The sequence below is a fragment of the Massilia sp. 2TAF26 genome, assembly GCF_052115005.1.
Lineage (GTDB): Bacteria > Pseudomonadota > Gammaproteobacteria > Burkholderiales > Burkholderiaceae_D > Telluria.
Window position 1 is genome coordinate 140,793 of record NZ_JBFRFV010000008.1, and the last position, 26,122, is coordinate 166,914.

General features: G+C 65.8%; 22 protein-coding genes. 4 read left to right on the top strand and 18 right to left on the bottom strand.

All coding sequences use genetic code 11. The features are described from left to right. The 15 genes from AB4Z32_RS11000 to ndk form a co-directional block, all read right to left on the bottom strand. Nucleotides 1-1,311: an adenylosuccinate synthase gene (locus tag AB4Z32_RS11000; protein ID WP_442121878.1), complete on the bottom strand. Its 1,311-nt coding sequence runs from the start codon at nucleotides 1,309-1,311 to the stop codon at nucleotides 1-3. 3 nt (nucleotides 1,312-1,314) lie between these two features. Then, nucleotides 1,315-2,469, bottom strand: a complete 1,155-nt coding sequence (locus AB4Z32_RS11005; protein WP_442121879.1) for an ATP phosphoribosyltransferase regulatory subunit — start codon at nucleotides 2,467-2,469, stop codon at nucleotides 1,315-1,317. A 207-nt stretch (nucleotides 2,470-2,676) separates the two neighbouring features. After that, nucleotides 2,677-3,555 (bottom strand): protease modulator HflC, encoded by an 879-nt coding sequence (hflC, locus tag AB4Z32_RS11010; protein WP_442121880.1) that lies wholly within the window; start codon nucleotides 3,553-3,555, stop codon nucleotides 2,677-2,679. After that, entirely contained in the window at nucleotides 3,555-4,928 is a 1,374-nt protein-coding gene (gene hflK / locus AB4Z32_RS11015) for an FtsH protease activity modulator HflK (RefSeq protein WP_442121881.1), read from the bottom strand. The genes hflC and hflK overlap by 1 nt, the downstream gene beginning before the upstream one ends. Nucleotides 4,929-4,931: 3 nt before the next feature. After that, nucleotides 4,932-6,113 carry a GTPase HflX gene (gene hflX / locus AB4Z32_RS11020; RefSeq protein ID WP_442121972.1) on the bottom strand — a complete coding sequence of 394 codons (1,182 nt, stop codon included), beginning with the start codon at nucleotides 6,111-6,113 and terminating at the stop codon, nucleotides 4,932-4,934. A 29-nt stretch (nucleotides 6,114-6,142) separates the two neighbouring features. Continuing rightward, nucleotides 6,143-6,379: an RNA chaperone Hfq gene (gene hfq, locus AB4Z32_RS11025; RefSeq protein WP_036168820.1), complete on the bottom strand. Its 237-nt coding sequence runs from the start codon at nucleotides 6,377-6,379 to the stop codon at nucleotides 6,143-6,145. 260 nt (nucleotides 6,380-6,639) lie between these two features. Next, a complete protein-coding gene (gene der, locus AB4Z32_RS11030; protein ID WP_442121882.1) occupies nucleotides 6,640-7,977 on the bottom strand; it encodes a ribosome biogenesis GTPase Der in 1,338 nt (445 codons plus the stop codon). A gap of 7 nt (nucleotides 7,978-7,984) precedes the next feature. Further along, nucleotides 7,985-9,139: an outer membrane protein assembly factor BamB gene (gene bamB / locus AB4Z32_RS11035; RefSeq protein WP_442121883.1), complete on the bottom strand. Its 1,155-nt coding sequence runs from the start codon at nucleotides 9,137-9,139 to the stop codon at nucleotides 7,985-7,987. 88 nt (nucleotides 9,140-9,227) lie between these two features. Beyond that, nucleotides 9,228-9,881, bottom strand: coding sequence for a YfgM family protein (locus tag AB4Z32_RS11040; RefSeq protein ID WP_442121884.1), 654 nt, complete (start codon nucleotides 9,879-9,881; stop codon nucleotides 9,228-9,230). Between the two features lie 36 nt (nucleotides 9,882-9,917). Further along, nucleotides 9,918-11,264 (bottom strand): histidine--tRNA ligase, encoded by a 1,347-nt coding sequence (hisS, locus tag AB4Z32_RS11045; RefSeq protein ID WP_442121885.1) that lies wholly within the window; start codon nucleotides 11,262-11,264, stop codon nucleotides 9,918-9,920. Nucleotides 11,265-11,332: 68 nt separating this feature from the next. Then, the gene (gene ispG / locus AB4Z32_RS11050; RefSeq protein WP_442121886.1) at nucleotides 11,333-12,604 is read right to left on the bottom strand and encodes a flavodoxin-dependent (E)-4-hydroxy-3-methylbut-2-enyl-diphosphate synthase; all 1,272 of its coding nucleotides are present in this window, start codon (nucleotides 12,602-12,604) and stop codon (nucleotides 11,333-11,335) included. Nucleotides 12,605-12,641: 37 nt separating this feature from the next. Next, nucleotides 12,642-13,670 carry a helix-turn-helix domain-containing protein gene (locus AB4Z32_RS11055; RefSeq protein ID WP_442121887.1) on the bottom strand — a complete coding sequence of 343 codons (1,029 nt, stop codon included), beginning with the start codon at nucleotides 13,668-13,670 and terminating at the stop codon, nucleotides 12,642-12,644. Nucleotide 13,671: 1 nt separating this feature from the next. Further along, nucleotides 13,672-14,484 (bottom strand): type IV pilus biogenesis/stability protein PilW, encoded by an 813-nt coding sequence (pilW, locus tag AB4Z32_RS11060; RefSeq protein WP_442121888.1) that lies wholly within the window; start codon nucleotides 14,482-14,484, stop codon nucleotides 13,672-13,674. After that, the gene (rlmN, locus tag AB4Z32_RS11065) at nucleotides 14,481-15,650 is read right to left on the bottom strand and encodes a 23S rRNA (adenine(2503)-C(2))-methyltransferase RlmN (protein WP_442121889.1); all 1,170 of its coding nucleotides are present in this window, start codon (nucleotides 15,648-15,650) and stop codon (nucleotides 14,481-14,483) included. Before rlmN ends, pilW begins: the two co-directional genes overlap by 4 nt. Before the next feature lie 177 nt (nucleotides 15,651-15,827). Beyond that, a complete protein-coding gene (gene ndk / locus AB4Z32_RS11070; RefSeq protein ID WP_047824070.1) occupies nucleotides 15,828-16,253 on the bottom strand; it encodes a nucleoside-diphosphate kinase in 426 nt (141 codons plus the stop codon). A gap of 257 nt (nucleotides 16,254-16,510) precedes the next feature. On the opposite strand from ndk, the gene AB4Z32_RS11075 reads away from it, so the two are divergent. The 4 genes from AB4Z32_RS11075 to AB4Z32_RS11090 all read left to right on the top strand — a co-directional run bounded on the left by AB4Z32_RS11075 (nucleotide 16,511) and on the right by AB4Z32_RS11090 (nucleotide 22,484). Beyond that, nucleotides 16,511-17,194 carry a Bax inhibitor-1/YccA family protein gene (locus tag AB4Z32_RS11075; RefSeq protein WP_442121890.1) on the top strand — a complete coding sequence of 228 codons (684 nt, stop codon included), beginning with the start codon at nucleotides 16,511-16,513 and terminating at the stop codon, nucleotides 17,192-17,194. Nucleotides 17,195-17,258: 64 nt separating this feature from the next. Continuing rightward, entirely contained in the window at nucleotides 17,259-17,603 is a 345-nt protein-coding gene (locus tag AB4Z32_RS11080) for a DUF2946 family protein (RefSeq protein WP_442121891.1), read from the top strand. Between the two features lie 79 nt (nucleotides 17,604-17,682). Then, nucleotides 17,683-19,716, top strand: a complete 2,034-nt coding sequence (locus tag AB4Z32_RS11085) for a TonB-dependent receptor (RefSeq protein WP_442121892.1) — start codon at nucleotides 17,683-17,685, stop codon at nucleotides 19,714-19,716. Nucleotides 19,717-19,820: 104 nt separating this feature from the next. Continuing rightward, nucleotides 19,821-22,484: an ATP-binding protein gene (locus AB4Z32_RS11090; RefSeq protein ID WP_442121893.1), complete on the top strand. Its 2,664-nt coding sequence runs from the start codon at nucleotides 19,821-19,823 to the stop codon at nucleotides 22,482-22,484. A 95-nt stretch (nucleotides 22,485-22,579) separates the two neighbouring features. Here the strand turns inward: AB4Z32_RS11090 and rlmD are convergent, their stop codons facing one another. The 3 genes from rlmD to AB4Z32_RS11105 form a co-directional block, all read right to left on the bottom strand. Next, nucleotides 22,580-23,992, bottom strand: coding sequence for a 23S rRNA (uracil(1939)-C(5))-methyltransferase RlmD (gene rlmD, locus AB4Z32_RS11095; protein WP_442121894.1), 1,413 nt, complete (start codon nucleotides 23,990-23,992; stop codon nucleotides 22,580-22,582). A gap of 169 nt (nucleotides 23,993-24,161) precedes the next feature. Then, nucleotides 24,162-25,187, bottom strand: coding sequence for an RNA polymerase sigma factor RpoS (gene rpoS, locus AB4Z32_RS11100; RefSeq protein ID WP_442121895.1), 1,026 nt, complete (start codon nucleotides 25,185-25,187; stop codon nucleotides 24,162-24,164). Nucleotides 25,188-25,196: 9 nt separating this feature from the next. After that, nucleotides 25,197-26,114, bottom strand: coding sequence for a peptidoglycan DD-metalloendopeptidase family protein (locus AB4Z32_RS11105; RefSeq protein ID WP_442121896.1), 918 nt, complete (start codon nucleotides 26,112-26,114; stop codon nucleotides 25,197-25,199). Nucleotides 26,115-26,122 lie beyond the last annotated feature (8 nt).

Consider the following 26,122-nt stretch of genomic DNA (forward strand, 5'->3'; position numbering starts at 1 on the left):
TTATGCGGCAAACGGGTGACGCAGCACGATGGTTTCTTCACGGTCCGGACCGGTCGACACCATATCGACAGGAACACCGACCAGCTCTTCGATGCGCTTGATGTAAGCGCGGGCAGCGGCCGGCAGCTCGTCCATGGACTTGGCGCCGACAGTGCTTTCCTTCCAGCCCGGCATCTCTTCGTAGACCGGCACGCAGGCGGCCGCCTCTTCCGCGCCGACCGGGAAGATGTCGACGTCACGGCCGTCGATCTTGTAGCCGGTGCACAGCTTCAGGGACTCGATGCCGTCCAGGACGTCGAGCTTGGTCAGGCACATGCCGGTCACGCCGTTGATCTGGACCGAGCGGCGCAGCAGCGCGGCATCGAACCAGCCGCAGCGGCGCGCACGGCCGGTCACGGTGCCGAACTCGTGGCCCACGCGCGACAGGTGCTCGCCGACGCCGGCGTCGGTCGGCAGTTCGGACGGGAACGGGCCCGAACCCACGCGGGTGGTGTAGGCCTTGGTGATGCCCATGATGTAGTGCAGCATGCCCGGACCCACGCCCGAACCGGCGGCAGCGTTGCCGGCCACGCAGTTCGACGAGGTCACGAACGGATAGGTGCCGTGGTCGACGTCCAGCAGCGAGCCTTGCGCGCCTTCGAACAACAGGTGGCCGCCGGCCTTGTGGGCTGCGTACAGGGCCGAGCTGACGTCGCCGACCATCGGACGCAGGCGCGGCACCAGGGCCATCGCGTCGTCGAAGGTCTTCTGGAAGTCGATTGCCTGGGATTTCAGGTAACCGGTCAGCACGAAGTTGTGGTAGTCCAGGTTCTCGCGCAGCTTTTCGGCGAAGCGGGTCTCGTTCAGCATGTCGGCGATACGGATCGCGCGGCGTGCCACCTTGTCTTCGTAGGCCGGGCCGATGCCCTTGCCGGTGGTGCCGATCTTGTTGACGCCGCGGGCCGCTTCACGGGCGACGTCGATGGCGACGTGGTAAGGCAGGATGACCGGGCAGGCTTCCGAGATCTTCAGGCGCGAAGCGACTTCGACGCCGGCAGCTTCCAGCTTGTCGATCTCGCGCATCACGTCCGGCACCGAGACCACGACGCCGTTGCCGATGTAGCAGGCCACGCCTTCGCGCATGATGCCCGACGGGATCAGTTGGAGTGCCGTCTTCTGGCCCTTGATCACCAGCGTGTGGCCGGCATTGTGGCCACCCTGGAAACGCACCACGCCGGCGGCATGGTCGGTCAGCCAGTCGACGATCTTACCCTTGCCCTCATCGCCCCATTGGGTGCCGATGACAACGACGTTCTTAGCAGTATTTGACATCACTTAACCTAAGTTTTTGAGAATCCAATTTCCTTGTTCGAGGACGAGCACACGGTCGCACTCGAACTCGTCCTGTACGTTTTCATGACCCGGCATGGACTGGATCACGACTTCGCCTGCCTTGCGCAGTTCAGCGATTTTTTCGCGCAGCTCGGGCGCATTGCCCCACGGCGCACGGATGGCGTGTTTGCGGTCGGCGGTCGGCAGCAGCCGCGCCAGCTCGCGCAGGTCGAGCGAGAAGCCGGTTGCCGGACGCGCGCGTCCGAAGGCTTCGCCGACGTGGTCGTAACGGCCGCCGCGGGCGACGGCATTCGGCAGGCCCGGCACGTAGAGCGCGAACATGGCGCCGCTCTCGTACTGGTAGCCGCGCAGGTCGGCCAGGTCGATCGCCACCTGGGCGCGGCCGATCGCACAGCCGGCCAGCGCCGCCAGTTCGGCCAGCGCGCGGGTGATGCCCGGCAGCGCCGGCAGCACTTCTTTTGCACGGGTCAGCACGTCGACGTCGCCATACAGGTTCGGCAGCGCCATCAGGGCGGCGCGGGTCGCTTGCGCATGGTTCTGCGTCGCTTCGTCCAGGCCCGGCATGTCCTTCGATTTCAGCAGGCCGTGCAGTAGCTGCTCGTCGCGTTTGGCGGCCGGGTCTTCGGCCAGGATCGCGCGCAGCACGCCGGCGTGCGACAGGTCCAGGCGCGGCTGTTCGAAGCCGGCCAGCGCCAAGGTGGCGAGGGCCAGTTCCTGGATCTCGGCGTCGGCTTCGAGGCCGGCGTGGCCGTAGATTTCGGCGCCGATCTGGAGTTGTTCACGGGTCGCGTGCAAGCCGGACGGGCGGGTGTGCAGCACCGTGCCGGCATAGCACAGGCGGGTGACGCTATCCCTGTTCAAGAGGTGCGCGTCGATGCGGGCGACCTGGGTCGTCATGTCGGCGCGCAGGCCGAGCAGGCGGCCGCTCATCGAATCGACCAGCTTGAAGGTCTTGGAGTCGGTGTCCTGCCCTGCGCCGGCCAGCAGCGATTCGACGTACTCGAGCATCGGCGGCATGACCAGCTCGTATCCATAGGTGCGGAAGGTATCGAGCATGAGGCGGCGCAGTTCCTCGATCTTGCGCGCTTCGGACGGCAAGACGTCGGCGATATTCTCGGGCAGTAGCCAGGTAGGCATGGGCAAAGCGATTGGGTTCGTTAAAGATAGGGCAACGGAGCACGCGGCTTTGCACGCGTATTCTGCGCCGAATCGACGATTTTAACCGAAAACCGGCCGGGATTGGCGCGGAAGATGGGTGGAGCGATTGTTAACGTTGCTTCGTGGGCACGGGGTGCCCACCCTACAGTATGCGTAGGGTGGGCGCCCCGCGCCCACGCCCACACGTCATTTACCCGCGCCGGGCCCGCGGAAATACTTGAAGAACTCGGAATTCGAATCCAGCACCAGCACGTCGCTGCGGCTCTTGAAGGTGGCGCGATAGGCCTCCAGCGAGCGGTAGAAGCGGTAGAACTCGGGGTTCTTGCCAAAGGACTGGGCATAGATCTGGCTCGCCTTGGCATCGCCCTCGCCCCTGATGGTTTCGGCGTTGCGGAAGGCTTCGGCCAGGATCACGCTGCGCTGGCGTTCGGCGTCGGCGCGGATCTGCTCGGCTTCGGACGTGCCGGTCGAGCGGGTCTCGGCGGCCACGCGCAGGCGCTCGGCCTTCATGCGCTCGAACACCGCGTTGTTGACCTGGGCGGTGAAGTCGACGCGCTTGAGGCGCAGGTCGACGATCTCGACGCCGAGCTGGCGGCTGTTGGCGGCCACGCGCTCGCGCAGGGCATTCGCCAGCTCCTGGCGCTGGCCGGAGACGACTTCGCCGACCTTGCGGGTGGCGATCTCGGCGTTCATGGCCACCTGCACCACCTGGGCCACGCGTTCGGCGCCGCGTCCGGCGTTGCCGCTGCCGACCGCGCCCAGGTACTGGCGCGGATCCGTGATGCGCCATTTGACGAAGGCGTCGACCAGCAGGTCCTTCTTCTCCGCCGTCACGAAGCGTTCGCCGTCGGCGGTGTCGAGGGTCTGCAGGCGCTTGTCGAGGTAGACCACGGTCTGGAGCGGCGACGGCAGCTTGAAGTGCAGGCCGGGCTCCTTGATCACCTCGCGCAGCTCGCCGAGGGCATAGACCACGGCATAGCGGTGCTGGTCGACCACGAAGAAGCTCGAGGCGAGCAGGCTCAGGACGATGGCCGCCCCGATCACGATCGAAATCAGGCGGCTCATCAGCGGGTCTCCCTTTCACGCGAGGAATCGCGGCTGCGCGGATCGATCTTGCGCACCGATTCCAGCGGGTGGTTCTCCGTTGCGGGCACGGCCTGGACCTGCTGTTGCGGGTTCTGCGGCTGCGGCGCTTGCTGACCCTGGGCCTGCTGCTGGGCCTGGGGCTGCTGCGCCTGGTTCGGCTGGCCCTGGGCGCCCTGCGGCGCCGGCATGACCGGGCCCGAACGGCTGCCCATCGCCTGCTCGTTGGCGACCGACTGGTTCAGCATGCGGTCGAGCGGCAGGTAGATCTGGTTCGAGGTCTTGGCGTCGATCATGACCTTGCTGGTGCTGGAGAAGATCTGCTGCATGGTGTCGATGTACATGCGGTCGCGGGTGACGCCTGGCGCCTTCGCGTATTCGGCCACGACCTGGTTGAAGCGGGCGACATTGCCTTCCGCCGTGTTCACGGTGGTCGCGCGGTAGGCTTCGGCATCCTGCTTCATGCGCTCCGCCTTGCCCTTGGCCTGCGGGACGATGTCGTCGGCATAGGCCTGGGCTTCGCTGCGGGCACGGGACCGGTCTTCCTGGGCCTTGACGGTTTCCTCGAAGGCGCTTGCCACCTGCTCGGGCGCCGCCAGCGACTGCACGGTCACGCCAGTGACGTCGGCGCCCATCTTGTAGCGCTCCAGCATCTGCTCGACCATGACGCGCGCTTCGCCGGCCAGCTTGTCGCGGTTTTCGGCGAGCACGGCATCCATGCTGCGGCGGCCGACCAGTTCGCGCACGGCGGTTTCGGCGGCATCGCGCATGGTCTCGACCTGGTCGCTGTTGTTGAATACCCAGGCGACCGGATCGGTGACCTTGTACTGCACCGAGAACTGGACGTCGACCAGGTTCTCGTCCGCGGTCAGCATCAGGGCTTCGTTCAGCTGCTTGTTGCGCACGTTCGCGCGGTAGCCGACTTCGACGGTCTGGACCTGGCTCACGTTGACCGTCTGGTGGGCCTGGAACGGGGCCGGCCAGCGCCAGTTGAAACCGGCGCCGGTCTTGTGCGACAGCTCGCCGAAGGTGGTGACGAGGCCGACCTGGCCTTCCGGCACGATGAAGGCGCCGCTGGCGAGCCAGATCAGGACCAGGATGGCGCCGACCACGGTCGCGGTGACGCCGACGCCCCGGGCATCCGGGCGATAGCCGCCACCATCGCCGCCGCGCTTGCCGAACAGGCGGTTCAGGCGCTGATTGAAATCGCGCCACAGCTGGTCGAGATCGGGCGGACCGTCGTTGCCCTGGTTCTTACCCTGCTGGATCTTGCGTTCGTCGCCGGGTTTGTGGCCCCAGCGGGGATCGTTCAGTGACAGGGTGATGCCGAGACGTTTGAAGAGTGAAACGAGCATAGGCTAGTGTGGTCCCACATGGGTGGAATTCGGAATATTCTCAGCCGTCCCGGGCTGCACGTCGTGCGCGAAGCCGGAATCGTCGCCGTCCTGCTCGTCGGCATGCGTCACACCGGGCTCGGGTCTGGCCGCCTCGACGATCGCGTCGCGCAGCAGATCCAGGCCGGCGCCACTATGGGCGCTGATAAAAACGCGGCTGATTTTATCATATTCATCACGTTCCACCCCGGGCTCGAGCCCGGCCGCATCGATCTTGTTCCAGACCAGGATCTGCGGGATGTGGTCTGCGCCGATTTCGCGCAGCACCTCGTTGACCTGCTCGATCTGCTCCATCCGCACCGGTGACGAGCCGTCGACCACGTGCAGCAGCAGGTCGGCATGGATGGTTTCTTCCAGGGTGGCGCGGAAGGCGGCCACCAGTTGGTGCGGCAGTTCGCGCACGAAACCAACCGTGTCGGACACCACCACGTTGCCGGTTTCCTGCCCCAGGTAGAGGCGGCGGCTGGTGGTGTCCAGGGTCGCGAACAGCTGGTTCGCGACGTACACCCCGGCCTTGGTCAGGGTGTTGAACAGGGTCGACTTGCCGGCATTGGTATAGCCGACCAGCGACACCGAGAATGTCTGGTTGCGTCCGCGCGAGCGGCGCTGGGTTTCATGCTGCTTGCGCAGCTTGGACAGGCGGGTGCGCAGCATCTTGACGCGCTCGCCGATCAGGCGGCGGTCGGTCTCGAGCTGGGTTTCGCCGGGACCGCGCAGGCCGATACCGCCCTTCTGGCGTTCCAGGTGGGTCCAGCCGCGGATCAGGCGCGTGGCCAGGTGCTGCAACTGGGCCAGCTCGACCTGCAGCTTGCCCTCGTGGCTCTGGGCGCGCTGGGCGAAGATGTCAAGGATGAGGCTGGTACGGTCGACCACGCGGATATTGAGGCGGCGCTCCAGGTTACGTTGCTGGGCGGGCGACAGGGCGTGGTTGAAGATGACGATCTCGATCCGCTCGGCCAGGCAGGCCTGGGCGATTTCGTCGGCCTTGCCGCTGCCGACGAAATGCGCTGGATCAGGACTGTTGCGTTTTGCGGTGATCGTGGTGATCGGATCCGCTCCGGCGGAACGCGCCAGCAATGCCAGTTCTTCCAGGCTGGCCGCGAAATCGCCACGGCCAAAGTCGATACCGACCAATGCTGCGCGCATGGTGTTGCCGGACACGTCAGCCATCGACCTCACTCGGCGTCTTGTTCGAGGTTGAGGTTGACGGCGCGTGCGGGAACGACGGTGGAAATGGCGTGCTTGTAGACCATCTGGGTGACGGTATTACGGAGCAGAACCACATACTGGTCGAAGGACTCGATGTGTCCCTGGAGCTTGATACCGTTGACCAGATAGATCGAAACGGGGACGTGCTCCTTGCGCAAGGCGTTCAGGAATGGGTCTTGTAACAGTTGCCCTTTGTTGCTCATAACAGCTCCGTGGTGTTGTTGTCGTATAAAAATTGAGGCGCTATGCCGATTTTCAAGTGCTTGGGCCAACATTCTCACTTTGTGAATGTTTTTCCAAGCCTACTGTAACCTGTTTTACCGTTTTCTGTCGTACTCGTACGGTTAATTCTGGCTTAAAAACCGGTAGGGTGGGCAGCAGGTGCCCACGCGTGACGCCGGCAAATCACATTCGCTACGCGTGGGCACGGTGTGCCCAGCGTGATCGATGCCCCCGGCATCGATCACTCCTTGGCGAAGGGGTTTTTGCCGCTGCGCAGTTCGATCCTGAGCGGGGTACCGATCAGGTCGAAAGTCTCGCGGAAGTGCTTCTCCAGATAGCGCTTGTACGGCTCGGTGATGCCGTCCAGGGCATTGCCGTGGATGACGATGATGGGCGGATTCTGGCCGCCCTGGTGGGCATAGCGCATCTTCGGACGGGTGCTGCCCTTGCGCTTCGGCTCCTGCTTCTCGACCGCTTCCTGCAGCGCGCGGGTCAGGCGCGGCGTCGACAGCTTGGCGGTGGCGGCGGCATACGCGGTATCGATCGCCTTCATCAGGTGATTGATGCCGGTGCCCTTGAGCGCCGAGATGAACTTGGTCTCGGCGAAGGACAGGAAATCGAGTTTGCGGTCGATGTCGTTCTTGACCTGGTCGCGCTGGTCGGAGGTCAGGCCGTCCCACTTGTTGACGGCAACCACCAGCGCGCGCCCGGTTTCGAGGATGAAGCCGGCGATGTGGGCGTCCGACTCGGCGATGTCCGCCTGCGCGTCCAGCATCAGGACGACCACGTTGGCTTCCGAGATCGACTGCAGGGTCTTCACGACCGAGAACTTCTCGACCGCCTCGAACACCTTGCCGCGGCGGCGGATGCCGGCGGTGTCGATCAGCGTATAGTGCTTGCCGTTCTTCTCGAAAGGTACTTCGATCGAATCGCGGGTGGTGCCCGGCATGTCGAAGGCGATCACGCGCTGCTCGCCGACCAGGGTGTTGATCAGCGTGGACTTGCCGACGTTCGGGCGCCCGATCAGGGCGATCTTGACGCCGTAGTCGGCCGGATCGAATTCCGCCTCTTCCTGCGGGCGCAGGGTGGCGGCTTCGTCGATCGCCTCGTTGACGAGGTCGAGCACGCCGTCGCCGTGGGCGGCCGAGATCACGTAGGGATCGCCCATGCCGAGCTCGTAGAACTCGGCGGTGACGCTGGTGTACTTCATGCCCTCGCTCTTGTTCACCACCAGCATGACCTTGCGGCCGGACTTGCGCAGGAAGTCGGTGATGGTCTTGTCGTGCGGGGTCAGGCCCTGGCGGCCGTCGACGATGAACATCACGATGTCCGCTTCGGCCACGGCCTGCTTCGTCTGCAGCGCCATCTCGTGCATGATGCCTTCCTTGGCGACGGGTTCGAAGCCGCCGGTGTCGATCACCAGGAAGGGGCGTTCGCCGAGGCGGCCCTCGCCGTAGTGACGGTCACGCGTCAGGCCCGGCAGGTCCGCCACCAGCGCATCGCGCGAGCGGGTCATGCGGTTGAATAAGGTGGACTTCCCGACGTTGGGACGTCCTACGAGTGCGATTACCGGCTTCATTTAATTGTTATTCGACCGCGATGGCGGTCACAGTTCCATTTTGTGTTTGAAAAATCAGGTTCGAACCCGCCACCAGCGGAGTCGTACTGATCGCACTGCCGTCGGTGGCGGCACGGGCCAGGAAGGCGCCGTCCTCACGCGACAGGAAGTGCACGTAGCCTTGATAGTCGCCGACTGCGACCGTGCGGCCGTAGGAGACCGGGGTCGAGAGGCGGCGGAAGGCCAGCTTGTCGTTCTTCCATGCGCTGGTGCCGCTGTCGCGGTTGAAGGCATAGACGGCGCCCTTGTCGTCGCTGGCGAACAGGAAGCGCTGGTCGACCGCCACGCCGGCTTCCGACGAGAGGTCGCGGGTCCAGCGCGGGCTGCCGTTCAGCAGGTCCCAGCAGCCGGCGCGCCCCTGGTAGGAGACGGCGCAGACGTCGCCCTCGAACACCGCCGGATAGCCGCCGATGTCGGTCACGCGCTCCAGTTCGGTGGCGCCGCGCGCCACGCCGACTTCGACTTCCCAGCGCGGTGCGCCGGTCGCCAGCAGCAGCGACAGCAGCTTGCCGCCCGGCTGGGCGACGATGACATCCTTGTCGTGCACCACCATGCCCGGCGCCAGGCGCAGGGTCAGCGGCGGCGAGGTGCGCTGCACGGTCCATTTCTTCTGGCCGGTCGCGGCGTCGTAGCCGACGATGCGATTGTCGATGCTGCGCGCCACCACGATGCCCTGCCCCACCACCGGCGACGACAGGATCTCGCTCGACAGCTGGGCCTTCCACAGCTGCTTGCCGTCCATGTCGAAGGCCATCAGCGTGCCCTTGTCGCCGCCGACGACGATGTAGTTGCCGTCGGTGCCGACGCCGGCGGTCAGTTCCATGCCGGCCTTGACGCGCCACAGCTGGCGGCCGCTGTCGGCTTCGGCACGCACGAGGGTACCGTCGCCGCCGGCGGCGATCACGGTATTCCCGGCCAGCGCGGGGCTGAACTGGTAGTTGCGGGACTTGCCGACTTCCAGCTTCCAGGCGGTGCGCACCGCCATCGAACCTTTCAGGTCGACCAGCGGCGCCGGCAGGTTGCCCTTCGGCTTGGATGCGAACGGGTTCAGGGAACTGATCGTCGAGCAGCCCGTCATCAGGGCGAGGACACCGACACCTACGAGCTTCCGGGTAATACGCATATTCTTTTGCCTTGTTCTTGGACGTACAAATTACGAATACGTGTGCGCGGTAAGGCGCACGTTAAAACGTCGGGAATGACCGTGGTTCTTATGCCGCGGCCTTCTCAGCCGGCACAGCACCACCGATCGCCTCCAGCTTGATCTGCACGATCTGGCGGCCCGGGTGCTTCTTGTCCATCTTCTCGAGCGCGGCCTGGTAGGCGGTGCGGGCTTCGGGCAGCTTGTTCTGCGCCACCAGGACGTCGCCCTTGCGGTCCGCGACCTCGGCGGCGAACTGCGGCAGGAAGTCGCCGTTCAGCAGGGTCAGCGCCTGGTCATAGGCTTTCTCGTCGAGCAGCACGCCGGACAGGCGCAGGCGCGCGATCGACTTGTACTCGTCGTTGCCATGGTCGACCGCCCACTGCAGCTGGGCCTTGGCGGTCTTCAGGTCGTTGGCGTCGAAAGCGGTCTTGGCGGCGGCCAGCGCAGCCATCTGGGCGTAGGCGGTGCTGTCGTACTTGCTTTCGATGTCGGCGGCCATGCGCTGGACCTTGGCATTGTCGTTGGCCTGGGCGGCCTCGAACATCTGGTCGTACAGGCCCGAGGCTTCGGCTGCCTTGCCGCGCTGGTGCGAATTCCAGAAGTTGTAGCCGGCGTAGCTGCCCAGCGCGATGATCAGCACCCAGCTGATCAGGTTGCCAAAGCGGTTCCAGAAGGCCTTGAAATTGGCTATCTGTTCCTGTTCTTCGAGATCGTATGCCATGGACTCAGTTTCGTGTTTGGTTAATGGATGGGTGGATTACGGATGATAGTGCACGTGGTCGTGATCGTGATCGTGATCGTGGTCGCCGATGACCTGGTCGACGATGAAATCGACCGCCTCGTCGAAGGCGACGCTGGTCTGCTGGGCAGCACCCTCGGCTTCGCGCAGCGACTTCACCGCCACCACGTCGTTCTTGACCTCGTCCTCGCCGATGATCACGGCGAACGCCGCGCCCGAGGCGTCGGCCTTCTTCATCTGGCTCTTGAAGCTGCCGGCGCCCTGCGCGGTCGCGCAGTGCAGGACCACGTCCAGGCCGGCGTCGCGGATGCGCTCGGCCAGGATGAAGGCCTTCATTTGCGCTTCCTCGCCCTGGTGGACCATGTAGACGTCGCACTGGCTCGGCGCGGCCGGCTCGCCCTGGCCCTTCATCAGCTCGATCAGGCGCTCCATGCCCATCGCGAAGCCGATGCCCGGGGTCGGCTTGCCGCCCACCATTTCGATCAGCGGATCGTAGCGGCCGCCGGCGCACACGGTGCCCTGGGCGCCCAGCTCGTCGGTGACCCACTCGAACACGGTGCGGTTGTAGTAATCCAGGCCGCGCACCAGGCGCGGGTTGACGGTGTACTGGACGTTGTTGGCGTCGAGGATCTTCTTCAGGCCTTCGAAATGGGCCAGCGACTCGCCGCCCAGGTATTCGATCAGCTTGGGCGCGGCATTGACCAGGTCCTGCATCGCCGGATTCTTGGTGTCGAGGATGCGCAGCGGGTTGGCGTGCAGGCGGCGCTGGGCCTCGGCGTCCAGTTGTTCGCTATTGGCTTCGAAGTAGGCGATCAGGTCGGCGCGGTGGCGCTGGCGCTCTTCCGCATTGCCGATCGAGTTCAGTTCGAGGCGGATGTTGTCCAGGCCGAGATCATCCCAGACGCGGCGGCACAGCATGATCAGTTCGGCGTCGATGTCCGGGCCGGCAAAGCCGATCGCTTCCGCGCCGAACTGGAAGAACTGGCGGTAGCGGCCGCGCTGCGGACGCTCGTGGCGGAACATCGGGCCCTTGTACCAGAGGCGCTTCGGACCGTCGTAGGCCAGGTTGTGCTCGACCACGGCGCGCACCGCGCCGGCCGTGCCTTCGGGGCGCAGGGTCAGCTGGTCGCCGTTCATCGAGTCTTCGAAGGAATACATTTCCTTCTCGACGATGTCGGTGACGGCGCCGATGGCGCGCGCGAACAGGCCGGTTTCCTCGACGATCGGGGTGACGATCTTCTGGTAGCCGTAGCTCTTCAGCACGGATTCCACGGTGTTTTCGAACAGCTCCCACAGCGGCGCGTCGGCCGGGAGGATGTCGTTCATGCCTTTGATGGCGACAATCTTTTCTTTTTTATCGGACATTTCAATTTCCCGTTACTGTCGTGCCGGACACTGCCCGGCCCGTCTTCCCGCGAAAGCGGGAATGACAGTTAAATGGTTTCAGCCTGCTTCGAATAATTCTTCTGCACGTAATTCAGCACGATCGTCTTGAACTCATCCACGATCCGCTCGCCCCGCAGTGTAGCGACCTTTTGGCCATCCACAAAGACCGGCGCCGCCGGCGACTCGCCGGTGCCGGGCAGCGAGATGCCGATGTTCGCGTGCTTCGATTCGCCCGGACCGTTGACGATGCAGCCCATCACGGCCACGTTCATCGCTTCCACGCCCGGATAGGTCTTCTTCCACTCCGGCATCTGCTCGCGCAGGAAGGTCTGGATATTGTCGGCCAGTTCCTGGAACACCGTCGAGGTCGTGCGGCCGCAACCCGGGCAGGCGATCACCATCGGGGTGAACTTGCGCAAGCCCATGGTCTGCAGGATTTCCTGGCCCACCACCACCTCCTTGGTGCGGTCGCCGCCCGGTTCCGGGGTCAGCGAGATGCGGATGGTGTCGCCGATGCCCTCCTGCAGCAGCACGGACAGTGCCGCGGTCGAGGCGACGATGCCCTTGCTGCCCATGCCGGCCTCGGTCAGGCCCAGGTGCAGCGGGTAGTCGCAGCGCTTGCCGAGTTCGCGGTAGACGGCGATCAGGTCCTGCACGCCCGACACCTTGCACGACAGGATGATCTTGTCACGCGCCAGGCCGATTTCTTCGGCGCGCACGGCATTCTCGATCGCCGAAGTGATCAGGGCTTCGTACATCACGGCCTGGGCGCTCCACGGCTGGGCGCGGGCGGCGTTCTCGTCCATGATGCGGGCCAGCAGCGACTGGTCCAGGCTGCCCCAGTTGACGCCGATACGGACCGGCTTGTCGTGCTTGATCGCGATTTCGATCATCTGGGCGAACTGGGTGTCGCGCTTGGCGCCCTGTCCCACATTGCCCGGATTGATACGGTACTTCGACAGCGCCTGGGCACATTCCGGATAGTCGCGCAGCAGCAGGTGGCCGTTGTAGTGGAAATCGCCGACCAGCGGGACGTCGACCTCCATCTTGTCGAGCTGTTCGCGGATGGCCGGCACGGCGGCCGCGGCTTCCGGCGTGTTGACCGTGATGCGCACGATCTCGGAACCGGCGCGCGCCAGCTCCTTGACCTGGATCGCGGTGCCGATCACGTCGGCGGTATCGGTATTCGTCATCGACTGCACGACGACGGGGGCGTCGCCGCCGACCCAGACCTTGCGCTCGCCGTGCTGGACCAGCACGCTGCGGCTGGCGCGGCGCGCCAGCGGACCGGAGGGAATGGGCGAATGTGTAGTGGTCATGTTGCGGTGTAGTCCGTTATTGCAATTTATTGCACGCTTATTGCACGTTAACCAGCGAGTAGGTCTTGCCCGGCACCAGCGGCAGCGCCACCGGGGCGCCGCGCAGGCTGGCCGAGACAGCGCCCGGGTTGCCGACGATCACGCGCACGGGCTGGTCGACGTTCACGGTTTCGGTACTGCCAGCCTTGACGAGGCGCTTGATCATCGGGGTACCGCCCTTGGCCGGACGCACTTCGATCCAGGCATCCTCGCGCACACTCAGCACCAGGGCGTTGGCGCCGCTGGCCGACGCGGCGGCGGCCGGCGCGGTCGCAGCCGGGGCGGCAGCCGCCGCCTGCACGGTCGCCGGATTGGCCGGCGGAGCAGTCAGCTGGGCGGTGGAACTGGTGGTCGGCGGCGCGCCGGTGGCGGTGCTGGCCGGCGCATTCACGACGGCGCCCGGCGCGGCGGCCGGCGCTTCGGCCTGGCTGCCGGCCGAGCCCGGCACCGAGATCAGCGGCACCGACGGATTCTGCAGGGTCTCGGTCGAGCTGCCGCTGGTAGCGTCGGCGGAAGCGCCATGCGCCGCTTCCGGCTTGGCCACGCTGCCGGATTCGGCACGCTGGCCGCCCGGGATCAGGCCGAAGTGCCAGGCCGCGCCGGCGACGGCGACCACCGCCACGGCGCCGGCGATCCAGCCCAGCGGCAGCGAGGAACGCTTGCCGTGCGAGGGGAATTTCGCCTGCGAGAACGAGGCCGGGCTCGGGCGGCGCACCGCGGCCGGGTTGGCTTCGGCCGGGGCCGGCGTGTCGATCGCGATCTGCGCGACCAGCGGCGCCGGATCGAGTTTCATCAGCTTGGCATAGGCGCGCACGAAGCCGCGCGTCACGGCCGGGCTCGGCAGCGATGCGTAATCGCCGGCCTCCAGCGCCACCACCTGGCGCACGGCCAGTTTCAGCTGGTCGGCCACCTGCTCCACGGTCCAACCCATCGCTTCGCGCTGGGCGGCCAGCACCTTGCCCGGGATCTCATGCTGGCTGGCGGGCGTCGTCGGCTCTTCTGCGCGCTCGGAACTCATCGTCGTCATCTCACTCGTTAAATGCACCGCGCTCGAACGCTGCGTACTCGGCCGAGCCGGGGAAGCGCTTGCGCAGCTGCGCCGCGAGGGTGGCTTCCGTGGCCCGGTCGCCCAGCATGTGCTTGACCCGGATGGCCAGCCACAGCACGTCGGCCGACAGCGACTCGAGCTTCGCTGCGTCCGTCAGGCGGTTGATGAAAAACCCGGCGCGGGTATAGTCGCGCCGCTCGAAATAGACCCTCGCCAGGCCGGCCTGGATGGCCGGCAGCTCGGGTTCGTAACGCAGGGCCTCGAGCAGGTAGCGTTCGGCCGCGTCGGTATTCTTCAGTTTCAGACTGCAGTTGCCCGCATTCGTCAGCGCTTTCGCCGGCGAGCGGTACTGCGGGTTCTTCAGCGCCGACTCGAACAAGCCGAGCGCCTGGTCGGGCCTGCCGCCGGCATCGCACAGGAACAGGCCGTAGTTGTTGGCCAGGTCGGGATTGCGCGGCGCCAGGCGCAGGGCATGGCGGTAGTTCTCGTCGGCCAGCGCGTTCTCGCCCATCGCCGTGTAGATCAGGGCGCGGAAGCCGTAGGCGTCGGCAAAGTCGGGCGCGGCGGCGATCGCCTGCTTGACCTCGTCGAGGGCGATCTCGTACTTGCGGTCCTGGTAATAGCCGACCGCCAGCTGCAGGCGGATCTGGGCGCGCTTTTCCGCGGCGGTCTGGTCGGATGCCGTCTTGAGTTCGCGCGGCGCATCGCCGCCCGCTCCGGCGCAGCCGGCCAGCAGGGCCAGCGCAAGCGCGCCGGCAATCGCGTTGACGGATGCGGCCAGCACCGGCTTCAAGAAGGGATCTCCACGATCTTGCCGAAATTCGGACCGAACTTCTGCTGGTACTCCGCCATCTTGCTCATCCGCTCGTTGACGCGGGTACGGTCCTTGACCTCGCCTGCCAGCTGGCCGCAGGCGGCGTCGATGTCGTCGCCGCGGGTCTTGCGGATGGTGGTGACCAGGCCCGCGTCCATCAGGATCTGGGCGAAGGCCTTGATGCGCGGGTTCTTCGAGCGCACCAGGCCCGATTCCGGGAAGGGATTGAACGGAATCAGGTTGAACTTGCACGAGACGCCGACCACCGGATCGTTGACCAGGGCGATCAGCTCGCGCGCGTGCTCGTCGGTGTCGTTGACGCCGTCGAGCATGCAGTATTCGAAGGTGATGAAGTCGCGCGGCGCGAACGCCAGGTAGCGCTTGCACGCGGCCATCAGCTCGCGCAGCGGGTATTTCTTGTTCAGCGGGACCAGCATGTCGCGCAGCGGGTCGTTCGAGCCGTGCAGCGAGACGGCCAGCGCCACCGCGCATTCCTGGCTCAGCTTGTCCATGTTCGGCACCACGCCCGAGGTCGAGACGGTCACGCGGCGGCGCGACAGGCCGTAGGCGTTATCGTCCAGCATCAGCTTGAGCGCGGTGACGGTCGGCTCGAAGTTCAGCAGCGGCTCGCCCATGCCCATCATCACCACGTTGGTGATCTGGCGCTCGCCTTTCGGACCGCCTTCGATGCCCTTGGTCTTGCGCAGCTCGAACTCGGCCATCCACAGCTGGCCGATGATCTCGGCCACGGTCAGGTTGCGGTTGAAGCCCTGCTTGCCGGTCGAGCAGAAGCGGCAGTTGACGGCGCAGCCGGCCTGGGTGCTGATGCACAGCGTGCCGCGCGTCTCTTCCGGGATGAACACGGTCTCGACCGCGTTGCCGTTGCCGACGTCGACCAGCCATTTGCGGGTGCCGTCGCTCGAGGTGTGATCGCTGATGATGGCCGGCGCGCGGACTTCGGCACGGGTTTTCAGTTTTTCGCGCAGCGACTTGGCGAGGTCGGTCATGTCGTCGAAATTCGACACGCCGAACTGGTGGATCCAGCGCTGCAGCTGCTTGGCGCGGAATGGCTTCTCCCCCAACTCGGCGCAGTAAGCGACGAGCTGCGCGGGATCGAAGTCCAGCAGGTTGGTGAGAGTTGCCATCTTTAAATCCTGTATCTTCTAAATGAATCCCGCCCGCCGGGGCCCGCCACACAGTGGCGGGCGAGCTTGGGCGAGCGGGTTGCTACGGGTGGGTATGCAGCTTAACGCAGCAGACCGCCTGAGCGCGAAAAAATTTCGCGTCTTTACAAACTTCCCCGCCTGCGCGGGGCAGCACCATTAACGCGAGTAGACGTTCAGCGCCGGGAAGTAGTAGGCGATTTCGACTGCGGCGGTTTCGGCAGCGTCCGAACCGTGCACGGCGTTGGCATCGATCGAGTCGGCGAAGTCGGCGCGGATGGTGCCCTTGTCGGCCTTCTTCGGGTCGGTAGCGCCCATCAGTTCGCGGTTCTTGGCAATCGCGCCTTCGCCTTCCAGCACCTGGATCATGACCGGACCCGAGATCATGAAGTCGACCAGATCCTTGAAGAACGGACGCTCCTTGTGGACGGCGTAGAAGCCTTCCGCTTCAGCGCGCGACAGCTGGGCCATGCGGGCTGCGACGATCTTCAGGCCGGCGCCTTCGAAACGGCTATAGATTTGACCGATAACGTTTTTTGCAACTGCGTCCGGCTTGATGATCGACAGGGTGCGTTCGATTGCCATATAAACTCCAATAAAAATAAAGGTTTAGATAAAGAAATTCGCGAGAACATCGGAACTCAATCAACCTTCGATTTTACCATATATCCGGAGGCTGGCCGATATTGCGAGGCCGGCATCGCCGGTGTTACAGTGGCGGTAATAAATACTCGTCCATATCGCGGCCTTAACCCGGCCTTAAGCGGCGCCCGGTAAGGTCTTTAACGGACAGGAAACGTCCTCATCTTGGACACGACAGAAGTTCTTCACCCGGAGGCAATATGATTCCCAATCTGCAGAAAACCTATGACGTCTCGGCCGGCCGCGCCGTCCGCCACCGCGTACTGCGCAATACCTACTGGCTGCTCGCGCTGTCGATGGTCCCGACCGTGTTCGGCGCCTTCATCGGCCTGACGACCCACATGCCGATCATGGGCGGCGGCCTCGGCGCCCTGCTGTTCCTGGCAGTCGCCTTCGGCTTCATCTTCGCCATCGAGAAGACCAAGAACTCGGCGGCCGGCGTGCCGGTGCTGCTCGGCTTCACCTTCTTCATGGGCCTGATGCTGACCCCGCTGCTGCGCTACACCCTGGGCTTCGCCAACGGCGGCGCCCTGATCATGGGCGCGGTCGGCGGCACCGCCGTCATCTTCGCGGGCATGGCGACCATCGCCACCGTCTCGAAGCGCGATTTCTCGGGCATGGGCAGCTGGCTGTTCGCCGGCACCATCGTGCTGATCCTGGCCTCGGTCGCCAACATCTTCCTGCAGCTGAGCGCGCTGCAGCTGGTGGTACTGGTAATGGCGATGGGTATCTTCTCGGCATGGCTGATCTATGACGTGCAGCGCGTGATCAACGGCGGCGAAACCAACTACATCAGCGCCACCCTGTCGATCTACCTGGATCTGTACAACATCTTCACGGCCCTGCTGCGACTTTTGGGCATCGGCTTCGGCAGCCGCGACTGATCGTCTTCTCGATCACCTGAAAGGAGACCGGCCCAGGGCCGGTCTTTTTTTGTACAATAGCTGGATGTCACGTAGCCTGGTCCATGTATTACTGTCGCTGCTGCTGCTCGTTTCGCAGCAGCTGTCGCTCGGCCATGCCTACTCACACTGGAACGACGTCAAGGAATCGCTGGCGCAGCAGAGCGCCTACGACCCCGACGGCAACGGCGGCAAGCCGACCAAACCGGTCCTGCACGACCAGTGCGGCCAGTGCGCGGCCAGCGCCCAGGTCGCCTTCGCACTGCCGGCCACGGTCCGGCAATTCGTTCCCGCCGAGCTCGCGTACGCGGTTCCCAGCCTCGCACCGACGCCCGGCATCTGCCTGCTGGCGGCCTGCCCCTTCCAGCAGCGCGGCCCACCCCGAGCCTGATAACGCCCTGCTTCAACCGTCCTGCCGCGCCTGCGCCCGGCAGCGCGGACCGTTATCCATTTGCTCGAGGTTTTAAACAATGAAAAAGATTCAACCGACGCTGATCGCCAGCGCGATCCTGTTCGCCTATTCCCCCGCTTTTGCTCAAGCCCAGAGCCAGGAAACGCCCGACGGCGGCCAGGCCATCAATAACGGCAAGGTCCAGCAGGTGGTGGTCACCGCCAATCCGCTGCGCAACGGCGAGGGCGACCAGATCCTGACCCCGGCCAAGGTGCTGGCCGGCGACGAACTGCGCGACAAGGTCGGCAGCTCGCTCGGCGAGACCCTGCAGAACGAGCTGGGCGTGTCCGCCTCGGCCTTCGGCGCCGGCGCCTCGCGCCCCATCATCCGCGGCATGGAAGGCTCGCGCGTGAAGATGCTGGAAAACGGCATGGCCACCTCGGACGTGTCCGGCCTGTCGAACGACCACGCGGTCGCTTCCGAAGGCGCGGTGGCGCGCCAGATCGAGATCCTGCGCGGCCCCGCCGCCCTGCTCTACGGCTCCGGCGCGATCGGCGGCCTGGTCAACGTCGTCAACGAGCGCATCCCGACCGCACTCGAAGACAAGCCGACCGGCCAGGCCGAGACCCGCTACAGCAGCGTCGACAACGGCCGCAACGTGTCCGGCTCGATGGACGGTGCGGTCGGCCACGTCGGCATGCACGTCGACGGCAACTGGCGCGACACCAACGACTACAAGATTCCCGGCAACCGCGTGCTGAACGACCCGGCGTCCACCAGCGGCCGCCTGCCGGACAGCGATACCAGCGAGCGCAGCATCGGCGCCGGCGCTTCGTATATCCGCGACTGGGGCTATGTGGGCGTGTCGGCGAACCACCTGTCGAACAACTACGGCATCCCGAGCGCGGACGGCTCGCGCATCGACCAGCGCCAGAACCGCTACGACTTCGACAGCCTGGTGCACGAGCCCTTCAGCGGCTTCGAGACGGCGCGCTTCAAGGCCGGCTTCACCGACTACCGCCACGCCGAGCTGGGCGTGAACATGGCGCCGCAAGTCATCTTCAAGAACCGCTCCTTCGAGTCGCGCCTGGAGCTGACCCACAAGCCCCTCGATGTCGGCGGCCTCGGCTTCCACGGCACCTTCGGCGTACAGACCGAGAACACCCACTTCTCGGCGCTCTCGGCGGCCGGCGGCCCGGACACCGTGCCGGTCACCCACTCGACCTCCCAGGCCGCCTTCCTGGTCGAAGAGACCGCGATCGGCCCGGTACGCGTGAACGCCGGCGCGCGCTACGAGAACGTGCGCCGCGAACCGGTCGGCAACGCCGAGCGCAGCTTCAACCTGGGTTCCGGCTCGGTCGGCGCCCTGTGGCCCTTCATGAAAGGCTACAGCGCCGGCGCGACCCTGTCGTATGCCCAGCGCGCACCGGCCACCGACGAGCTGTACTCGGGCGGCCCGCACGACGCCACCCTCACCTTCGACGTCGGCGATGCCAACCTGAAGAAGGAAGTCTCGCGCAACATCGAACTCTCGCTGCAGAAGGACACCGGCCTGCTGCGCTGGAAGGCCAACCTGTTCCGCAACAATGTGTCCGATTTCATCTACGGCCACATCACCGGCCTCGAACTCGACGAGGAAGGCCTGCCCGGCGGCGAATTCCGCCAGCGCCTGTTCCAGCAGGCCCCGGCCCACATCCAGGGCGCGGAAGCCGAGCTGACCTGGAACGCGGTGGGCATGGGCTGGAACGGCCGCCTGTTCGCCGACGGCTCGCGTGGCAAACTCGACAACGGCGAGAACCTGCCGCTGCAGCCGGCCGACCGCATCGGCGCCAGCATCGGCTACCGCCAGGCCGACTGGCGCGCCGGACTGTCGTGGACGCATGCGCGCGGCCAGGACCGCCTGGCGGCCTTCGAGAATACGCCGACGCCGGCCTACAATCTGGTCGACGCCAACCTCTCCTACACCCAGAAGCTCGACAAGATGGACCTGACCTGGTTCGTGCTGGCGAAGAATCTGCTGAACCAGGACGTTCGCCTGTCGACTTCGCTGTTGAAGGACATTTCGCCGCTGCCGGGCCGCAACCTGGTGTTCGGCGTGCGGGCACATTTCTAAGGGAAATTTTTCTTAGTTGCCGGAAAATGTATTTTTTCTCAGCCGCGTTCCAGCTAATGCATTTGCGCATAGAATGACCACTTTCGGACTCGAAGGCGATCAGCATGGAAGCGGCTACGCGCGACTTTCATCTCCTCGACACCTCCGGCGCCGTACGCGCCGGGTACCACCTGCATGACTGGTCGGGCTCGCCGCTCGGCTGGCCCGACCATTGGGATCCGGCCCTGCGCAATGCGGTCAGCCTGATCCTGGAATCCGAATTTCCGATGTACATCGCATGGGGCCCACGCCTCATCATGCTGTACAACGCGGCCTATATTTCCCTGCTGGACGGCAGGCATCCGTCCACGCTGGGCGCACCGCTGCTCGAGGTCTGGCCCGATCAATGGCCGGCCATCAAGCCGTTGGCCGAACGCGCCCTCGGCGGCCATTCCACCTACGGCGAAGACCTGCCGCTGACGATCCGGCGCGCCGGCAAGCCCTACCGCGGCTGGTTCACGCTCGCCTATTCCCCCGTACGCGACGGTGCCGGCGCGGTGCGCGGCTTCCTGTGCGTGATCAGCGAGACCACGCCGCGCGTGCAGCTGGAACGCCGCCACGCGGTGCAGCTGCAGGTGGTCGACAGCCTGCGCCGCCTGCACCACCCCTCCGATATCGTCGAGTGCGCCTGCGCGATGCTCGGCAAGCACCTCGAGCTCGACCACGCCTGCTATGTCGAAGGCGACGGCACCGGGGCCGGCTTCGAGGTCGTGCACGACTGGGCCCGCGACGGCGCCTCCGCGCTCGGCGGCAGGCGCGCCCGCATCCGCGATTTCGGCCCGGCCGCGCTGGCCCTGCTGCGCACCGGCGCGCCGCTGGCGATCCGCGACACCACCAGCGACCCGCGCGTGCCCGAGAGCGGGGCGCGCTACGCGGCCGCCGGCGCGCGCGCGATCCTGGCGCTGCCGCGCCTGCGCCGCGGCCAACTGCAGGCAGCCCTGGTCGGCTATTCCTCCAGCGAGCGCGGCTGGGACGAGGAAGAATGCAAGCTGGCCGCCGACATCGCCGAACGCAGCTGGGAAGCGCTGGACCGCATGTCGGCCGAGCAGGCCCTGCGCAACGCGGTGGCGCGCCAGACCACGCTGCTGGACATGAACGAGTTCCGGCTCGAGCTGGCCGACCTGCTGCGGCGCCTCGACGACCCGGGCCAGATCTTCGTCCAGACCAGCGCCATGCTGGGCCGCTTCCTGCAGGCCAGCCGGGTGCTGTACGGCGACTACGACGCCGACCGCCAGCTCGTCACCTTCCATTCGAACTATACCGACGGCATCGTCCCCGAACTCAGCGGCACGTTTCCGGCAGCCCTGTTCGGCGCCGCCAACTTCGCCCCGTTGGTGCAGGGATCGACCATGGTGGCGAGCGACGTGCAGCGCGACCCGCGCACCGGCGGAGCGGACACCTGGCCCACCTACGCCTCGCTGCAGATCCGTTCGGCCGTGGTGGTGCCGGTGCACCGCAACGGCGCCCTGACCACCTGCCTGTTCATTAACGACAACCTGCCGCGGGTCTGGAGCGCCGACATCGTGCGCCTGATCGAGGACGTGGCCGAACGCTCCTGGAGCGCGCTCGAGCGCGTGCGCGCCGAGGAGGCGCTGCGCCTGGCCGACCGCCGCAAGGACGAGTTCCTGGCGATGCTGGCGCACGAACTGAGGAATCCGCTGGCGCCGATCTCGGCCGCCGCCCAGCTGCTGAACATGGGGCCGCCCGACAGCGGCCGCGTGGAGCGCACCAGCGCCATCATCGCGCGCCAGGTGGCGCACATGACCGAACTGATCGACGACCTGCTGGACGTCTCGCGCGTGACCCGCGGCCTGGTGGTGCTGGCGCGCGACCAGGTCGACCTGCGCTGCGTGATCGACGACGCGGTCGAGCAGGTGCGCCCGCTGATCGAGGCGCGCCGCCACCGGCTGACGCTCGACCTGGCGCCGGACACCGGCCCCGCCTTCGTCGAAGGCGATACCAAGCGCCTGGTGCAGGTGCTGGCCAACCTGCTCAACAACGCCGCCAAGTACACGCCCGAAGGCGGTGTGGTCGGCGTATGGATGGGCGCCTCCGCCGAGCACGTGCTGGTCAGCGTGAAGGACAACGGCATCGGCATCCCGGCCGACCTGCTGCCGACCGTGTTCGACCTGTTCTCCCAGGCCGAGCGCACGCCGGACCGCTCCCAGGGCGGCCTGGGCCTGGGCCTGGCGCTGGTGAAGAGCCTGGTCGAACTGCACGGCGGCATGGTGACCGCCAGCAGCGAGGGCCGCAATATGGGCACGGAATTCACGGTGCGGCTGCCGCGCCTGCAATGCAAGGAATCGCCTGCGGGCGAGCTGCCCGGCGTGCCTGCCGCGGCCGGCGACGACGAGGCGCGCGGCCTGAGGCTGATGCTGGTGGACGACAACGAGGACGCGGCCATGACCCTGGGCCTGCTGCTGGAATCGAGCGGCCACGTGGTAACGGTGATGCACGACCCGCTGGAAGCGCTGGTACGCGCCGGTGACGAACGCTTCGACGCCTTCCTGCTCGACATCGGCCTGCCGGGCATGAGCGGCGTCGAACTGGCACGCCGCCTGCGCCGGGTGCCGGGCAACGAGCACGTGGTGCTGATGGCGATTTCCGGCTACGGCCAGCAGTCGGACCGCGAGGATGCCGAGGGGGCGGGGTTCGACCGCTACTTCGTCAAGCCGGTGGATGCTGAGGAGTTGCTGGGGGCCTTGGGTGGGGTGACGGCGAGGCGCTGACGTTGACGCAGGCCCCGGCACCGCCAACACGTCGATCCCCGGCAGAATCAACACGTCATCCCTGCTTTCGCGGGAATACCCCTTGGTTTGCGCTGTTACCGAGCGTCCTGCTGCGGCTCCTGCTGCCCCTGCTGCTCAGCCACCTGAAACTCCCGAGGCACAAAATCCTCGACCAGATCGAACACCCCGATCGACTCCACGTGAGACGTATGCGGGAACATGTTCGCCACCCCCGCCTTGCTCATCTTGTAGCCGGCGCGGTGGGTCAGGATGCCGGCGTCGCGCGCCAGGGTCGACGGACTGCATGACACGTACACGATCCGCTTCGGCATCAGCTCCGGATGCGTCAGGCGCAGCTCGGCCAGGGCGATGGCCAGCGCTACCGCGCCGTCGCGCGGCGGATCGACCAGCATGCGGTCGAACTTGCCCAGCGCGACCAGGTCGTCCCTGGTGACTTCGAACAGGTTGCGGGTCGAGAAGCTGGTCTTCGCGTCCAGGCCGTTGGCGCGGGCGTTCTCCAGCGCGCGGGTGGTCAGCGCGGTGCTGCCTTCGATGCCGACCACTTCGCGCGCCTGGGTCGCCAACGGCAGCGTGAAGTTGCCGAGGCCGCAGAACAGGTCGGCCACGCGGTCTTCCTTCTGCACGTCGAGCAGGGTCAGGGCCTTGTGCACCAGCAGGCGGTTGACCTGGTGGTTCACCTGGGTGAAGTCGGTCGGCTTGAACGGCATGCGGATGCCGAATTCCGGCAGCGTGTAGTACAGCTCTTTCTTCTTCGGATAATAGGGATAGGCGGTGTCCGGCCCTTTCGGCTGCAGCCACCATTCGACGTTCCACTGGTCGGCGAAGGCCTTGACCAGCTTTTCGTCGTTGGCGTTGAGCGGCGCCATGATGCGCAGCACCAGCACGGTGCTCTCTTCGCCCACGGCAAGCTCGATCTGCGGCATCTGCTGGTAGATCGACAGCGAAGCGATCAGCTCGCGCAGCGGCACCAGCATCTTCGACACATGCGGCGGCACGATCTCGCAGCTGGTCATGTCGGCCACGTAGCTCGAATGGCGTTCGTGGAATCCGACCAGCATGCCGCCCTTCTTCGCCACGTGACGCACCGACAGACGGGCGCGGTAGCGGTAGCCCCAGGTCGGGCCGTACATCGGGCGCATGATGTTCTCGGCCCGGGTCTTGCCGATGTGCCAGAGGTTATCCTCGAGCACGCGCTGCTTCATCGCCACCTGGGCGCTCGGCTCCAGGTGCTGCATCGAACAGCCGCCGCAATGCCAGAAGTGCGGGCACTTCGGCTCGACCCGCATCGACGAGGCCTTCTGCAGGGTGACCATGCGGCCCGATTCCCAGTTCTTCTTCTTGCGCAGGGTTTCGAAGCTGACCGTCTCGCCAGGCAGCGCGCCTTCGACGAAGATCACCTTGCCCGGTGTGCCGTCCTCGTTCTCCAGGTGGCCGACGCCGCGCGCGTCCATGTCGAGGGATTTGATGTTGATGAAGGTTTCTTGCATGGGGATGGAAGAGAGCAAAGTGCAACGTCGTCCCCGTGAAAACGGGGACCCATACTGAGCAACCGCAGTCGATACGCCGGCATCACGGCTTCGTGACATTCAGCATGGGTTCCCGCCTTCGCGGGAACGACGGGAACACGGCCGCCGGCAGTTCAGGGAAAGCCGGACATCATAGCAAGGAATCGCGCACCACGCCACGGGCGGCCATGGCCCGCTTCAGCTTGACGAGGGCTTCCTGCTGGATCTGGCGCACCCGTTCGCGCGTCACGCCCATCTCTTCGGCCAGGGTTTCCAGTGTCGCTGGGTCGTCGTTGTCGAGGCCGAAGCGGCGCATCACGACCACGCGCTGCTTGTCCGGCAGCTTCTGCAGCCAGTCGCGCACCAGCACGGTCATCTCGTGGTGTTCGGCGCGGGCGTCGGGGCTGACGTCGCCCTCGTCCGGCAGCATGTCCATCAGGCTGGTCTGGGGATCGTTGTCGAGCGGGGCGTCGAGCGAGGCCGCGTGCTCGGACAGCGCCAGGATGTCCTGCACCTCTTCCACCGGGCGGCCGACCAGGCTGGCAATGTCCTCGGCGCTGGCCTCCTTGCCGTCGTGGTGCTGGGCTTCGAGGTGGTATTTGGCGCGCAGCACCTGGTTCAGTTCGCGCACCATGTGCACCGGCAGGCGCACCGTACGGGCCTGGTTCATGATGGCGCGTTCGATGCTCTGGCGGATCCACCAGGTCGCGTAGGTCGAGAAGCGGAAACCGCGCTCCGGCTCGAACTTGTCGATGGCGCGCATCAGGCCGATGTTGCCCTCCTCGATCAGGTCGAGCAGGACCACGCCGCGGTTGATGTAGTGCTTGGCGATCGAGACCACGAGACGCAGGTTGTGTTCGATCATTTTTTGCCGGGCGGCAAAATCTCCGGCCTTGGCCAGGGTCGCGTAATGCACCTCCTGCTCGGCGCCGAGCAGGGGCTTGGCGCCGATCCGGTTCAGGTAGTGCTGGGTGGTATCGGTGGAGAGCTCGGCCTGCAGCACGCTCTTGAGCTCGTCCGTCGTGTCGGCCGGCGCCGCTGCCGGCCCTTCGGCCCGCATGCCGGGGTGTTCGTCGCCCTCGGCGCCGAAATCGCTGTCGCCCAGCGCTTCCTCCGGCACCTCTTCCGGCGCATTGTCCGGCATTTCCTGGTCCATCGGGTTGGGCGGCAGCGTCATTGGTCCTCGCTAACGACTGGGCAGGAACTTCGACGGGTCGACCGGCTTGCCCTGCTGGCGTATCTCGAAATGCAATTTGACCGTGTCGGCATCGGAATCGCCCATCTCGGCGATCACCTGGCCCTTGGTCACGCTCTGACCTTCCTTGACCACGATCGTACGATTGTGCGCATACGCCGACAGCAGGCTGTTGCTGTGCTTAACAATCACGAGATTACCATATCCGCGGATACCACTGCCCGCGTACATCACCTTCCCGGAACCGGCCGCCATCACCTGCTGGCCCAGCTTGCCGGCGATATCGATGCCCTTGTTCTTGCCTTCGTCGAAAGTCGCGATGATCTTGCCGTCGGACGGCCACATCCAGCTCAGCTTCTCGTCGTCGCTGGCGGTGACGGTGCTTCCGGTCACCGGGCCGGACGGACGCTCGGCCGCCTTCGGATTCACGCCCGGATTGTCGTCCTTGGCATCGGCCAGGCCGCCTTCGCTGTAGGCCTTCTTGTCGCCGCGCGGGGCGGTCTTCTTCGGCGGCGCCGGGGTCTTGTCGGCGCCCGGCATGGTGATCGGGTTGGTGCCGGCGATGGCGCTGCCGTTGCGGTCCTGGGGCGTCACGCGCAGCACCTGGCCGACCTTGATGTCGTCCGGATCGGCCAGGTTGTTCCAGGCGACCAGGTCGCGGTAGTTCTGGCCGAAGTCGAGCGCGATGCGCAGCAGGGTGTCGCCCTTGCGCACGGTATAGGTGCCGCGGGCGTCGGCCTTCGGTTCGTCGGAGGCCGGCGCCGGCGGGGTTGCCGGATGCGGACGCGGATTCTTGTTGGCGGCGACCGGGGCCGGACGGTCGATCACGGGCGCCTGGCGGGTTTCGGTGCTGCAGGCGCTCAGCACGATACTGACGGTCAGCAGGGCTAGGCGGGTTGTTGGTTTCATTCTCATCT

What these genes read in the sequence shown, in the direction of transcription:
- AB4Z32_RS11000 (WP_442121878.1), bottom strand. Translation starts at nt 1,311, where the DNA reads ATGTCAAATACTGCTAAGAACGTCGTTGTCATCGGCACCCAATGGGGC.
- AB4Z32_RS11005 (WP_442121879.1), bottom strand. Translation starts at nt 2,469, where the DNA reads ATGCCTACCTGGCTACTGCCCGAGAATATCGCCGACGTCTTGCCGTCC.
- hflC (WP_442121880.1), bottom strand. Translation starts at nt 3,555, where the DNA reads ATGAGCCGCCTGATTTCGATCGTGATCGGGGCGGCCATCGTCCTGAGC.
- hflK (WP_442121881.1), bottom strand. Translation starts at nt 4,928, where the DNA reads ATGCTCGTTTCACTCTTCAAACGTCTCGGCATCACCCTGTCACTGAAC.
- hflX (WP_442121972.1), bottom strand. Translation starts at nt 6,113, where the DNA reads ATGCGCGCAGCATTGGTCGGTATCGACTTTGGCCGTGGCGATTTCGCG.
- hfq (WP_036168820.1), bottom strand. Translation starts at nt 6,379, where the DNA reads ATGAGCAACAAAGGGCAACTGTTACAAGACCCATTCCTGAACGCCTTG.
- der (WP_442121882.1), bottom strand. Translation starts at nt 7,977, where the DNA reads ATGAAGCCGGTAATCGCACTCGTAGGACGTCCCAACGTCGGGAAGTCC.
- bamB (WP_442121883.1), bottom strand. Translation starts at nt 9,139, where the DNA reads ATGCGTATTACCCGGAAGCTCGTAGGTGTCGGTGTCCTCGCCCTGATG.
- AB4Z32_RS11040 (WP_442121884.1), bottom strand. Translation starts at nt 9,881, where the DNA reads ATGGCATACGATCTCGAAGAACAGGAACAGATAGCCAATTTCAAGGCC.
- hisS (WP_442121885.1), bottom strand. Translation starts at nt 11,264, where the DNA reads ATGTCCGATAAAAAAGAAAAGATTGTCGCCATCAAAGGCATGAACGAC.
- ispG (WP_442121886.1), bottom strand. Translation starts at nt 12,604, where the DNA reads ATGACCACTACACATTCGCCCATTCCCTCCGGTCCGCTGGCGCGCCGC.
- AB4Z32_RS11055 (WP_442121887.1), bottom strand. Translation starts at nt 13,670, where the DNA reads ATGACGACGATGAGTTCCGAGCGCGCAGAAGAGCCGACGACGCCCGCC.
- rlmN (WP_442121889.1), bottom strand. Translation starts at nt 15,650, where the DNA reads ATGGCAACTCTCACCAACCTGCTGGACTTCGATCCCGCGCAGCTCGTC.
- ndk (WP_047824070.1), bottom strand. Translation starts at nt 16,253, where the DNA reads ATGGCAATCGAACGCACCCTGTCGATCATCAAGCCGGACGCAGTTGCA.
- AB4Z32_RS11075 (WP_442121890.1), top strand. Translation starts at nt 16,511, where the DNA reads ATGATTCCCAATCTGCAGAAAACCTATGACGTCTCGGCCGGCCGCGCC.
- AB4Z32_RS11080 (WP_442121891.1), top strand. Translation starts at nt 17,259, where the DNA reads ATGTCACGTAGCCTGGTCCATGTATTACTGTCGCTGCTGCTGCTCGTT.
- AB4Z32_RS11085 (WP_442121892.1), top strand. Translation starts at nt 17,683, where the DNA reads ATGAAAAAGATTCAACCGACGCTGATCGCCAGCGCGATCCTGTTCGCC.
- AB4Z32_RS11090 (WP_442121893.1), top strand. Translation starts at nt 19,821, where the DNA reads ATGGAAGCGGCTACGCGCGACTTTCATCTCCTCGACACCTCCGGCGCC.
- rlmD (WP_442121894.1), bottom strand. Translation starts at nt 23,992, where the DNA reads ATGCAAGAAACCTTCATCAACATCAAATCCCTCGACATGGACGCGCGC.
- rpoS (WP_442121895.1), bottom strand. Translation starts at nt 25,187, where the DNA reads ATGACGCTGCCGCCCAACCCGATGGACCAGGAAATGCCGGACAATGCG.
- AB4Z32_RS11105 (WP_442121896.1), bottom strand. Translation starts at nt 26,114, where the DNA reads ATGAAACCAACAACCCGCCTAGCCCTGCTGACCGTCAGTATCGTGCTG.